We start from the raw sequence: 12,992 nt of genomic DNA, 5'->3' as shown, positions 1-12,992 counted from the left end.
AATCAATTTTTATGCAATCAGGATTGATCAGATCAAATCTGTACTGTGAGAGTCAGCCAACTCAGGCTTGATGCTCTTCAATTTCTTCAGCGCTTAATCTGCGCGCTTCATGTTCCAGCATGACGGGAATCCCGTCGCGGATGGGATAGGCCAAACCACTTACCCAGCACACCAACTCTTGTTGGTCAGGGTTATATTCAAGCTCCCCTTTACTGACGGGGCACACTAAAATACTGAGTAACTTTTTATCTATCATTTATCTAAATGTCTTGGTTATCTTTCATGGACTTAGATAGGCTTAGGCCAACCGGGGGCGGTATCTTACACTGCCTTTTACAGCCCTGTCTCTAGAGCTACAGGGCTATAGCGGCAATAAGCGTTTTAAATTGAAGGAAAGCGATAAATCTTGGGCCTATCTGGATTATCGCTTCCCTCAGCTCGCCACCACTCACTCCTTGGGCATTGGCTCGACCAATAACTGTGGATCGATGCGTTCCTCAAACCAATTCATACGCCAATCCAGATGTGGTCCGGTAGCGCGGCCCGTTTTACCCACTTTGGCAATTATTTGACCTTGAGTAATGTCATCACCTTCCTTTACTAAGACTTCGCTCAAGTGAATAAAGGTAGATGAGAGGCCGTGGCCATGATCGATAATTAAGGTGCCGCCTGAGAAAAACATATCCGGGTGAACCAAAGTTACTACGCCACCCGCAGGCGCTTTTACCAAAGTCCCTACAGGTTTGGCGATATCAACCCCATAATGCGGTGAGTTAGGCACCCCATTATAAAAACGCTGACTGCCGTAAACGCCAGTCACAGGCCCGATCAGCGGCCATTCAAATTTTTGCGCAAAAAACGTCAGAGGCAGATCACCTTTACGTGCATCGGCAGCCATTTTTGCTTCGCGCTGGGCACGCTCAACTTGTGCGGGGTCTGGCTCGACCGTCCGCTGTGGTACGCCCGTCACCTTTTGAATATTGTAAGTGCGCTGCTTGACGGTAAATTCGTGCTCTTGACGCTGCCCGCTGCCATCAATAGTGACCAAGCTCACCTGTTTTGCAGCATCTCGCCCCAAGCCCAGAACAAACTCACCCGCAGGTGAAATTTGCAAATGCTTACCGCGATATTCAACCTGCGTGCCCGCAGGTACCTTGCCAATGACCAGCCCACCCTGCTGCCACTCACCTCGCAAATCGAGGGCGTTTGCAGTGGCACTCGCCAGTAGCAATGCAATTAATCCGGTCAGTTTTTTAATCATCGTCATTTACTCCAATTACGCGCGGTAATTTTGAGACAAAAAAAACGGCAGACTAGCTGCCGTTTTTTCCGCAGAGAAACGATTATTTCATCGAATCATCAACACGCAACACTTTCATAGTATTGGTTCCGCCCAACAAAGTGGTATCACCGCTAGAGATGATAACCAAATCGCCGTTCGCCAAATCACCTTGCGCTTTCAGCATGCCAATTGCCTGTAAGAAGTCATCGGCACTTGGTGCGCTGCTGGTGTTGAAGGCAACTGGTTGTACACCGCGATACATCGCCACTTTGCGCTGAGTGCTCACATGACGAGAGAACGCAAAAATCGGCAACTGCGAACCCACACGCGACATCAAACGCGGAGTGCTACCTGATTCAGTGAAGCAAATAATCGCTTTCACACCATCCAAATGGTTCGCGGTAAACATCGAAGCCAGTGCGATAGACTCATCAATTGAGCTAAACGCCTGATCCATACGGTAAGTGTCAAAACTCGCAGTTGGATGCTTTTCAGCACCAAGAATGATGCGCACCATAGCTTCAACAGTTTCTACCGGGAAGCTACCTGCAGCAGTCTCTGCTGACAACATTACCGCGTCCGTACCATCCAACACGGCATTCGCTACGTCGAACACTTCTGCACGAGTTGGCAGCGGGCTGTTAATCATCGACTCCATCATTTGGGTCGCAGTGATCACCACTTTATTCAACGCACGTGAGCGAGCAATGATGCGCTTTTGTACGCCAATCAAGGCTGCATCACCAATCTCAACACCCAAGTCACCACGAGCAACCATTACGGCATCACTGGCAGCGATAATGCCATCGAGAGTCTCATCATCAGCAACGGCTTCTGCGCGCTCTACTTTGGATACCAAACCAGCGCGACCACCAGCTTCAAGCATCAGCTTACGTGCGTAGTTCATGTCTTCAGCTGAACGAGGGAAAGATACTGCCAGATAGTCCACATCAATTTCTGCTGCAGTTTTGATGTCGGCAATATCTTTCTCGGTCAGTGCAGGTGCAGTCAGACCACCACCTTGACGGTTGATTCCCTTGTTGTTGGACAAAGGACCAGCCACTTTAGTGGTGGTGTAAATACGAGTGCCTTCGATGTTATCGACGGTCAGCACTACACGACCATCATCCAACAGCAGCACATCGCCTGGTTTACAGTCATTCGGCAGCTCTTTGTAGTCGATACCTACTTGTTGCTGGTTGCCTTCATCACGCCCCAAAGATGCATCAAGGATGAACTTGTCACCCACTTTGAGGTGGATTTTGCCTTCGGCAAAACGGGCAACACGGATTTTTGGCCCCTGCAGGTCGCCCAAAACCGCAACAAAGCGATTGTGTTTCGCAGCCAAAGCGCGAACAGTTTCTGCACGACGCTTGTGGTCTTCCGGCGAGCCGTGAGAGAAGTTCAGGCGAACTACGTTAACGCCAGCCAAAATCAAACGCTCAAGCACTTCCGGTGACTCAGAGGCTGGACCCAAAGTGCTGACGATTTTTGTACGTCTTAACATGATGGAGTCTCTTATTTTATTTAGCTGACATCAATGCAATGGTGTTATCCAACATACGGTTTGAGAAGCCCCACTCGTTGTCGTACCACGCCAGAATTTTCACCCACTTGCCATAGACTTTGGTTTGCAGGGAATCGTAGTTAGAAGAGTGTGGGTTGTGGTTGAAGTCGATAGACACTAAAGGCTCATCAACATACGCCAATACACCTGGCATCTCAGTTTCAGCTGCTTTTTTCATCGCCGCGTTGATCGCTTCAACACTCACGTCTTTTTCTACCAACACGTTCAGATCAACCAAAGAAACGTTGATGGTTGGAACACGAACAGAAATACCGTCCATCTTGCCTTTCAATTCTGGCAATACCAAACCTACTGCTTTAGCAGCACCAGTGGTGGTTGGGATCATAGACTGGGTAGCAGAACGCGCGCGGTAGATGTCTTTGTGGAATACGTCAGACAACACTTGGTCGTTGGTGTAAGAGTGGATGGTGGTCATAGAACCTTGCACGATGCCGAAGCTATCGTTCAACACTTTAGCGACTGGCGCCAAGCAGTTGGTAGTGCAAGATGCGTTAGAAATGATGGTATCGGTAGCTTTCAATACGTTGTGGTTAACACCGAATACAACGGTTGCATCCACGTCAGTACCTGGAGCAGAGATAATGACTTTTTTAGCGCCAGCAGTCAGGTGAGCACCTGCTTTTTCTTTACTGGTGAAGATACCGGTACATTCATAAACCACATCAACATTCAACTCAGCCCAAGGCAATTTTGATGGGTCGCGCTCAGCAGTGATGCGGATAGCATCATCATTGACGAACATAGTATCGCCCTCAAACTTCACAGTACCGTTAAAACCACCGTGAACTGAATCGTACTTGGTCAAGTGAGCGTTAAGGTGCGCATCACCGAGATCGTTGATACCAACGATTTGAATTTGGCTGCGCTTGCCTGATTCATACAACGCACGCAGAACATTGCGACCGATACGACCGTAACCGTTAATTGCCACTCTAATAGTCATTGCATTCTCCTAAGTAAACTTTCGCTGATTCTTTTGCTGTAGAGCGGAGGTATCACCCACTCTGGTCAATGTAAAAACATAAGGGCGCAATAGATGCGCCCTTACAGGTATTTATGAACGCGGCAGGCTGGCTGCTTCGCGCGCGAGACGTTCAATTTCGTCCCAGCGGCCCGCTTTCATCAATTCTTTTGGTGCCATCCAGGTACCGCCAACACAGTGAACGTTTGGCAGAGCCAAATAGCTTGGCGCTTTTGCCAAATCAATCCCGCCAGTTGGGCAGAAAGTAATTTGCGGCAATGGGCCAGCAATAGATTTCAACATAGGAACACCACCCGCCGCTTCAGCCGGGAAGAATTTCTGATGCGTAAAACCTTGAACATACAGATTCATTGCTTCAGTTGGTGTTGCAACACCGGCCAACAGCGGAACTGGTGACGCTTTTGCCGCTTCAATCAACGCAGGAGTAGTACCCGGGCTTACCAAAAAGGTTGAACCTGCTTTTACTGCTTTTTCCAGATCCGCAGGAGTGATGATGGTGCCGGCACCGATTACAGCGTCATCAGGCAGGTCTTCAACCATCGCACTGATTGCATCCAATGCACAAGGGGTGCGCAGGGTGATTTCCAATACTTTCAAGCCGCCGTTATAAAGCGCTCTGGCCAAAGGCACTGCATCTTCGATGCGCTCCACCACCATAACCGGCACAACTGGCGCCACTTTGACAATTTGATCGATAGTTAAAGCCACTGTATATCCCTCGTCATTCAAAAACTGATAGATAATCTGCGCCGACATTGACGCAAATCAGTTAGTCATTCGGTAAAAATCAAGGCGCCCAGTAGACAACAACCGGCACTTTTTGTTGTTGCAACACTGCGCGAATCGGCATTTCTTTAACATCAGTACCTGCTTGCGCAGCACGCAATACGGCAAGCTTTTCATCGCCAGTGATCAGCAGCACCAAACTCTTGGAGCGCATCAAACCCGCCAAAGTTAAAGTCATACGCTCAGTGATCGCACCGGTTACTTCACTTTGCTTGGCGATAATTGCCGCACACAAAGGCTCAGCATCTACATCTAAAGCCTCATCCAACCCTTGAGCATGAGGGAACAATGAAGCGGTATGACCATCAGAACCCATCCCCAAAATAGTGACATCAAAAGGTTGCGCCAGTTGCTGATAAGCGCTTTCGCAATCAACCAAACCATCAGCAGCAGTTTCGGCGGAGTTTTTCATACCGACCAAATTGGCAACAGCTGCTTTATTTTGGATGAGATGTTTTACCGTAAAAGCTTCGTTGCTTTTATCGTGGTCAAAATCTACCCAACGCTCATCTACCAGCGCGACGTAAACTGATTCCCAATCCAGATCAGCATTGCTCAAGGCTTTGTATAAAGGCTCTGGTGTACTGCCGCCAGACACCATAAAACTTGCCTCGCCGCGATCTTCGATTGCTTCACGCAACGCAGACTCACACTCTGCTTGCAGCGTGGCGATCATCTCCGCGCGGCTTTCAAATAAACGCTCACTTACCATTCCTGATCCGCTCCCGACAGCACTTCATCGATTGAGAACCAGCGGCGACGGTCGCTCGCCAGCATTTGTGCCGACGCTTGTGGACCCCAGCTACCCGCCATATATCCGTGCGGCTTGTTCTCTGGGCGCTGCCAAGCTTCGATAATAGGATCAATCCACGCCCAAGCAGCATCCACTTCAGCGCGATGAATAAACAAACTTGCATCACCAGCGGCGGCGTCCAACATCAAGCGCTTGTAGGCATCTGAGTAGAAATCCTTGTAGGTATCAGCAAAGTTCAGGTTCAGCACAACCGGGCGCAAATGCGTTTCGTGCTTTTCCAAGTCTTTGGACACCATGATGATTTTGATGCTTTCTTCCGGTTGCAGACGGATGATCAAGCGGTTTGGTGTAGACATACCGGCAGACTCAGGATACACACGGTGTGCTACATCTTTATATTGAATAACGATTTCAGCAAAACGCTGCTTCATGCGCTTACCGGTACGCAGGTAGAACGGCACGTTCGCCCAGCGAGAGTTGTCGATGTAAGCGCGAATAGCTACGAAAGTTTCGGTGTTACTCGCCTGCCCCAACTCTTCCAGATAGCCCGGAACATGCTTGCCGTCCATATCACCAGCAACGTATTGGCCACGCACGGTATTGTATTTCACGGTATTGCCATTCAATGGGCGCAGATTCTCCAGAACCTTAAGTTTTTCTGCACGAATACGCTCTGCGGTCATCTTGTTTGGTGACTCCATCGCCACCAAACACAACAATTGCAGAATGTGGTTTTGCACCATATCGCGCAGTGCACCAGCACCATCATAGAAACTGGCGCGCCCTTCAAGACCAACGGTTTCTGAAATAGTGATTTGTACGTGATCGATCGATTTGGCATCCCATAGATGCTCAAACATGCCGTTCGCAAAACGCAGTGCCAACAGGTTTTGTACGGTTTCTTTACCTAAATAATGATCGATGCGGAAGATTGCATCTTCACTGAAGTATTCCGCAATTTGGCTGTTAATTTCTTCAGCGGTTTTCGCGTCGTAACCGAGAGGTTTCTCGACAACAACACGCGATTTCTCAGTAATCAGCCCGGTTTCATGCAGGTGCTTACAGCACACGCTAAATACAGATGGCGGAGTGGAAAGATAGAACACGCGCTGGCTGTTACCACCGCTATTAAGCAATTGCGCAAGTGCATCCCAGTGCTCATCTTTAGTGCCTATATCAACAAATACCGGGAACAGGCATTTAGCAAAGGCATCCCAAGCTGTAGCATCAAATTCATCAGCATTAAGGTGTTTTTCCGCAGCGTCGCGCACCTTATTTTTATATTCCGCAACCATTTGGGTATTGCGGCAAGTGGGAATAATACGCGAGCCAGCAGCCAGAGCACCCTCGCGGTGAGCGCGGTAAAGACCTGGAATCAACTTGCGCAAGGCCAAATCGCCTGCGCCACCAAAGATGACAAAATCAAATGCTTCGAGCATGAGGGCTAATCCTGTATGTGAATCTTGAAAAGTGGATTTACTTTTAAAAACGAAGACCCCGAACACAGGTTCGGGGTCCGGGATTTAACGGGGTTTACCAGTTAAATACAGTAGCTCCTTCTTCAGCCAAGCCCACAGTGGCACGTAAAGGCGCAAACAATTCACGCCCCATACCATAATGAACTGCTGATAAATCGCATTGGGCAGGTTGGCGAGCACTTAGCTCTTCTTCGCTAACCAGCATTTTCAACGTGCCAGCTTCTGCATCCAATTCAATCATGTCGCCATCGCGAATCAGCGCGATGGGACCATTATCCAAAGCTTCAGGCGACATATGAATCGCTGCCGGAATTTTACCAGAGGCGCCAGACATACGGCCATCGGTCAAAAGCGCCACTTTAAAGCCGCGATCCTGCAACACCCCTAATGGCGGTGTCAGTTTGTGCAGCTCTGGCATTCCACAGGCTTTTGGCCCCTGAAAGCGAACCACTGCAATAAAATCTTTTTCCAGCTCACCGCGCTTAAAAGCGGATTGCAATTCCTCCTGGCTATGGAACACCACTGCGGGTGCAACCACTTTGCGGTGCTCTGCTTTTACTGCTGAAATCTTGATTACTGAACGACCAATATTGCCCTTCAGCAACTTCATGCCGCCTTCAGGTGCGAAAGGCTTGGCAACTGGACGCAATACGGCGTCATCCAGACTCTCAACCGGAGAGTCGCGCCAGACCACTTCACCATCATCCAAAAATGGCTCTTGGGTATAGGCTGCCAGACCGGTTCCGCCCATAACGGTTTTCACATCGTCGTGCAGCAATCCGGCATTGCGCAGTTCGCGCATCAGGAACCCCATACCGCCAACAGCTTGGAAGCGGTTTACGTCGGCCAATCCATTCGGATAGATACGACACATAAGTGGAATTATATCTGAAATATCAGACAAATCCTGCCAATTAATTTGTACTCCAGCAGCGCGGGCGATAGCCACAATATGCATTGCGTGGTTAGTTGAACCACCAGTCGCCATCAAACCAACAATACCGTTAACAATCGACTTTTCAGTCACTATGTCGGATAGCGTCACTGGCTCGTCGCGAGTGATGCGCGCCAACTGATGTACAGACGCACGAGTAAGCGCATCGCGCAATGGAGTATATGGGTTGATAAAGGTACTGCCGGGCAAGTGCACACCCATGATTTCCATCAACATTTGATTGGTATTGGCAGTACCGTAGAAAGTACAGGTGCCCGCACTGTGATACGAGGCACTTTCCGCAGCGAGCAGCTCTTTGCGCCCTACTTTACCTTCTGCGAACAACTGACGCGCTTTGGCTTTTTCAGCGTTAGGCAGACCAGGAGTCATTGGACCCGCAGGGATAAAAATAATTGGCAACTGACCAAACGCCAGCGCACCCATCATCAAGCCAGGAACGATTTTGTCACACACGCCAAGGCAAATAGCGCCATCAAACATGTCGTGGGATAAAGCGATTGCAGTGCTCATCGCGATCACATCGCGACTGAACAAAGACATCTCCATACCCGGAAAGCCTTGGGTTACGCCGTCACACATTGCAGGAACACCGCCCGCCATTTGCGCTGTCATCCCCATTTCTTTAGCAGCCGCTTTGATTGGCTCCAAGTACTCACCATAGGGCACATGCGCTGACAGCATTTCGTTATAGGCACTGACAACACCCAAATTAGGCGCCTGCCCTTCAGCCAAGGCTTCTTTATCTGAGCTGTTACAGGCTGCAAAACCGTGTGCAAGGTTGGCACAACCTAAATGATGGCGTGCAGGACCTTTACTGCGGAATTTATTAACACGCGCAAGATAAGCGGCGCGAGTATCGCGGCTGCGGTTAATAATCCGCTCGGTAATTTCTACAAGTCGTGGATCTGTGGGCAGTACAGTCATGGGGAATACCATTGCTCTTGGGGTGCATCTACCGCAAACCAACCGGGTTTGCGCACAATCGCGCCGGATACTTTGCCCGGCACTTTAATTTGCTTGTCTATTTGTAAATCTGTTGCGTGCTGTAAATCTGTTGCGTGCTGTAAATCTGTTGTGCGTCTTTCAGCTTACGGAGCCATACCGACTGAAATGAAGCAATCGGCATAGCTAGTGCATTTTTTAATGCATCGTTGTATTACGCCTTGGAGCGCTTATAGAAGTTGATCAAATTGCGAGTCGAGGCATCGTGTTTTGGATTAGTCTCTTTCGCCAGATCCAGCTCTGGCTGGATACCTGCCGCCAACACTTTACCTAACTCAACGCCCCACTGATCAAATGAGTGGATACGCCAGATAATACCTTGAACAAAGATTTTGTGCTCATAAAGCGCGATTAGCGCACCCAGCGAGCGAGCATCGACCTTATTCAACAGGAAGGTATTGGTAGGACGATTACCGCGATGAACCTTGTGCTCAACGATCTCTTCAATACGCGCAGGACTCATACCCTTAGCAGTCAGCTCGCGGCGCACTTGATCTGCATCAATCCCCAGCATTAATGCTTGGGTTTGCGCAAAAAAGTTGGCCATTAATGCATCGTGATGACCTTCTACCGCAACGGTTGGAGCCACTGAACCGATAAAGTCAGCGGGAATGATATCGGTGCCTTGATGCAGCATTTGATAGAACGCATGCTGACCATTGATACCAACCTCACCCCAAACCAGCGGCACACTGCCATAACTGATTTGTTCGCCTGCCCAGTTCACTGACTTACCATTACTCTCCATTTCCGCCTGCTGCATATAAGCAGGGAAACGATGCAAACATTGATCGTATGGCAAAAGCGCGTGCGCTGGATAGCCGAGGAAATTGCGATTCCAGATACCCACCAATGCCAGCATCACTGGGGCATTTTCTGCCAAAGGTGCAGTTTGGAAGTGCTGATCCATCTCATAAGCGCCTTGCAGCAACTCATCAAATAACTCATACCCCAAGGACAATACAATCGGCAGACCAATCGCTGACCACAAAGAGAAGCGGCCGCCGACCCAGTCCCACATATCAAAGATATTCTCTTCCGCGATACCAAACGCAGTTACCAGCTTGCGATTGGTTGATACCGCCACAAAGTGTTTGGCGATAGCCGTTTTATCACCCGCTGCTGCCATAAACCATTGCTCGGCGGTGCGCGCATTGGTCATGGTCTCTTGAGTAGTAAAGGTTTTGGAGGAGATAACAAATAAGGTAGTTTCAGGATTCAAACCTGCCAACACATCAGCAATCTGAACGCCGTCAATGTTGGAAACAAAATGCATGGTAAAACGCTTGTCGCTGTAATCTTTCAGCGCTTCACACACCATCAAAGGTCCAAGATTTGAGCCACCGATACCGATACTAACGATGTCTGTAATGGTTTTACCGGTATAACCAACCCACTCGCCTGAACGCAGTTTTTCGCTAAGCTTGCGCATACGCTCCAATTCAGCATTAATCGCCGGGCGCGCATCAGCAGCGTCAATCACAATCGGCTTGCCGGATTTATCGCGCAAGGCAACGTGCATTACGGCGCGATCCTCAGTGGCATTAATATGCTCAGCCGCAAACATTTTGCCACGCCAGCTTTCAACACCTGACTCTTTCGCCAGTGCGAGCAACGCAGCTTTGGTTTCATCGGTAATCAGGTTTTTAGAGTAATCGAACAGGAGAGAAGATAATTGCAGAGAGAACTTATCGAAACGTTTATCATCAGAAGCAAACAAGTCTTTAAGATGTTGTGACTTCATTTGTGCCGCATGGGCGGTGAGGGTTTTCCAAGAAGGTAAATCGGTAGGACGAACATCAGGGTTAGTCATTTCTACTCCACAAACAAAAATGCGTAGGCGATGCGCCTAAACAAGTGATTGGTTTCTATTCTGTTAGCTTGAGTCCGACCCGACTCCGACAGGTATGAAAGGATAAACTTCCTACCAGTTTCAAAGTTATATGCTTACCATCCTAGAATTAAGCCTTTAGGCGCAAACCAAGTTGGCAAGTCGCAATTGCGTCGAAATTTCACATCAAGATTTTCAGTGAACATTGCGCACTAACAACGCAAAATCAGCTTAATTGCCGCATAAATTGCGCTGCCGAAAAAGGCCGCTATGATAGGCAGATGGGTTTTGAGTGTCAATTAACATGCAGGTTTTGCACGGCAAAATGACGCCATTGCCCGACATAAAAAGCATCGACCACTCCCAGTAAACACCGATTAACTAATTCTTCAGCACACTGAGAACACCTACTTCTTTATGAATAAAAATCACACACCACTCATCGGTATAATTGAAGGTTTTTTTGGTCGCAGCTGGAGCCGGGAAGACAGGAAAAACTATGCGCAATTTCTTGCGCAAAACGCATACGATTTTTATATCTATGCACCAAAAAGCGACAAAAATCTTCGCACTCTCTGGCAACAAGACTGGCCGAGCGAGACAAAAGATCAACTTTCCGATTTGCGCGAGACTTATCGCTCGGCAAACGTACAATTTGGCATTGGTCTTAGCCCGCATGAAATTTATCTGGATAATTCGCGCGATCAACTCAACCAGCTGAATAAACGCATCCAACAGATCAATCAGCTTGAACCCGATATTCTCTGCATTTTGTTTGACGACATGCGCGGCGACATTCCCGATCTCGCACAAATTCAAATTGATATCGCCCATCAAGCCGCAGAGATCAGCAACGCAAAAAAAATTATTTTTTGCCCAACCTATTACAGCTTTGATCCGGTATTGGAACGTGTTTTTGGAACTATGCCAGAAAACTATTGGCAAACTTTTTCACAAAATCTGGATAAAAAAATCGATATGTTTTGGACTGGCGAAAAAGTCTGCTCAACCCAATACCCAACCCAGCACCTTGAACAGGTAACAGAGTTAATTGGCCGCAAGCCTTTCTTATGGGACAACTACCCGGTTAATGATGGCGCAGTAAAATCAAATCTATTGCAGTTGCGTGCATTTGATCAAAGCCATAGCCAACTGGCAGAAAAAGTAGCTGGTCATGCAGTAAACCCAATGAATCAAGCATGGTTGTCAAAAATCCCTTTAGCGAGTCTGCCACTGGCATATCAACAGAGAGAAAACTATTCAGCTGAAACAGCCTTTTTTCGTACGTGCACAGACCTTTGTGGTGAAACACTGACAAACCAATTACAGAAAGATATAAATCTATTGCAAGATGCAGGGCTAAAAAAAATGACCGAACAAGAGCGGCAAGCGCTGCGTATCGCTTATCAAAAGTTCGGAAGCAATCCTTATGTTCAAGAAATACTGGCTTGGCTGAATGATGAGTATCTATTCGACCCTGCGTGCCTGACCGAATAGATAAACCTCTTAAGATTATTATTCTATTGCTGGATATATTTATTTCATTAAACGCGATTGAATCCATTTGGACATAGATTCAACCTGCTCCATGCACACAGTATGTTCCATTGGGTAGGATTCATAACTTACATTGCAACCGCGATCCTGAAGATAACGATAAGCGCGTTGCCCAAGCGCTTCATTCACCACCGGATCGCGACTGCCGTGTTGAATTAATATTGGTGTAGTCTGATTCGCAGGATTGATAGTCGCCGAAGCATAGGTCGCAAAATAACTTGAGAGAATTAACAATCCTGCCAGCGGCTTCTCATAGGTCAATCCAGCTTGATAAGCCACTGCCCCACCTTGGGAAAAACCAACCAACATAATATTTTCTGCAGCGATACCACGGGTGATTTCACGCTCAATCAACTTTTGTACAGCATCTGCGCTGGCAACCAATTGAGCTTCATCAACTTTGCGCTCAAGATTCATTTCCAAAATGTCGTACCAGGCAGGCATCACATGCCCGGCATTAATCGTGACTGGAATTTTAGGCGCGTGCGGAAAAATAAATCGCACAGACAATTCTTTAGGTAAATGCAACTCTGGCACTAAAGGTGCAAAATCATTTCCATCCGCGCCCAATCCATGCAACCAAATGATGCTGGCAGTGACAGGCGATTGCGGCTGATTCAATCTTTCAACACAGGGTAAATATTCCATAACTATTCTCTTTAAGCACTTTTTGTTAAGCAAAACGATTACTTTTTGTTCAAAAATTATTCACATGTAATTTTGCTGGCAATTATTTGATTGAGCAAGCTTGCTTATAAGCAGATTCTAAAAAATAAC

The 12,992-nt window shown here is 47.9% G+C and carries 11 protein-coding genes; 1 reads left to right on the top strand and 10 read right to left on the bottom strand.

The genetic code is table 11. From position 1 onward, the window contains the following. Positions 1-61: 61 nt before the first annotated feature. The 9 genes from SPL68_RS15865 to pgi form a co-directional block, all read right to left on the bottom strand. Positions 62-256 carry a Trm112 family protein gene (locus SPL68_RS15865; protein ID WP_323816146.1) on the bottom strand — a complete coding sequence of 65 codons (195 nt, stop codon included), beginning with the start codon at positions 254-256 and terminating at the stop codon, positions 62-64. Between the two features lie 192 nt (positions 257-448). Beyond that, on the bottom strand, positions 449-1,261 hold the full coding sequence (locus SPL68_RS15860; RefSeq protein WP_323816145.1) for a M23 family metallopeptidase: 813 nt from the start codon (positions 1,259-1,261) through the stop codon (positions 449-451). A gap of 82 nt (positions 1,262-1,343) precedes the next feature. After that, positions 1,344-2,789: a pyruvate kinase gene (pyk, locus tag SPL68_RS15855; RefSeq protein ID WP_323816144.1), complete on the bottom strand. Its 1,446-nt coding sequence runs from the start codon at positions 2,787-2,789 to the stop codon at positions 1,344-1,346. A gap of 16 nt (positions 2,790-2,805) precedes the next feature. Then, positions 2,806-3,813: a type I glyceraldehyde-3-phosphate dehydrogenase gene (gene gap / locus SPL68_RS15850; RefSeq protein WP_323816143.1), complete on the bottom strand. Its 1,008-nt coding sequence runs from the start codon at positions 3,811-3,813 to the stop codon at positions 2,806-2,808. A gap of 111 nt (positions 3,814-3,924) precedes the next feature. Further along, the gene (eda, locus tag SPL68_RS15845; RefSeq protein ID WP_323816142.1) at positions 3,925-4,560 is read right to left on the bottom strand and encodes a bifunctional 4-hydroxy-2-oxoglutarate aldolase/2-dehydro-3-deoxy-phosphogluconate aldolase; all 636 of its coding nucleotides are present in this window, start codon (positions 4,558-4,560) and stop codon (positions 3,925-3,927) included. A gap of 79 nt (positions 4,561-4,639) precedes the next feature. After that, on the bottom strand, positions 4,640-5,350 hold the full coding sequence (pgl, locus tag SPL68_RS15840) for a 6-phosphogluconolactonase (RefSeq protein WP_323816141.1): 711 nt from the start codon (positions 5,348-5,350) through the stop codon (positions 4,640-4,642). Beyond that, positions 5,344-6,831: a glucose-6-phosphate dehydrogenase gene (gene zwf / locus SPL68_RS15835; RefSeq protein ID WP_323816140.1), complete on the bottom strand. Its 1,488-nt coding sequence runs from the start codon at positions 6,829-6,831 to the stop codon at positions 5,344-5,346. The genes pgl and zwf overlap by 7 nt, the downstream gene beginning before the upstream one ends. A 94-nt stretch (positions 6,832-6,925) precedes the next feature. Beyond that, positions 6,926-8,749 carry a phosphogluconate dehydratase gene (gene edd / locus SPL68_RS15830; RefSeq protein WP_323816139.1) on the bottom strand — a complete coding sequence of 608 codons (1,824 nt, stop codon included), beginning with the start codon at positions 8,747-8,749 and terminating at the stop codon, positions 6,926-6,928. Positions 8,750-8,981: 232 nt separating this feature from the next. Continuing rightward, positions 8,982-10,640, bottom strand: a complete 1,659-nt coding sequence (pgi, locus tag SPL68_RS15825; RefSeq protein WP_323816138.1) for a glucose-6-phosphate isomerase — start codon at positions 10,638-10,640, stop codon at positions 8,982-8,984. A 435-nt stretch (positions 10,641-11,075) separates the two neighbouring features. On the opposite strand from pgi, the gene SPL68_RS15820 reads away from it, so the two are divergent. Continuing rightward, the gene (locus SPL68_RS15820) at positions 11,076-12,155 is read left to right on the top strand and encodes a beta-N-acetylglucosaminidase domain-containing protein (RefSeq protein ID WP_323816137.1); all 1,080 of its coding nucleotides are present in this window, start codon (positions 11,076-11,078) and stop codon (positions 12,153-12,155) included. 39 nt (positions 12,156-12,194) lie between these two features. On the opposite strand, the gene SPL68_RS15815 is transcribed toward SPL68_RS15820, so the two are convergent. Beyond that, positions 12,195-12,863 carry an alpha/beta hydrolase gene (locus tag SPL68_RS15815; RefSeq protein ID WP_323816136.1) on the bottom strand — a complete coding sequence of 223 codons (669 nt, stop codon included), beginning with the start codon at positions 12,861-12,863 and terminating at the stop codon, positions 12,195-12,197. Between the last annotated feature and the right edge of the window lie 129 nt (positions 12,864-12,992).

Origin of the sequence: Cellvibrio chitinivorans (genome assembly GCF_035117775.1) — a bacterium.
In the GTDB taxonomy this organism is placed as follows: Bacteria; Pseudomonadota; Gammaproteobacteria; order Pseudomonadales; family Cellvibrionaceae; genus Cellvibrio; species Cellvibrio chitinivorans.
Note: the sequence above shows the minus strand (reverse complement) of the source record. Positions and strands in the feature narration are given on the sequence as shown.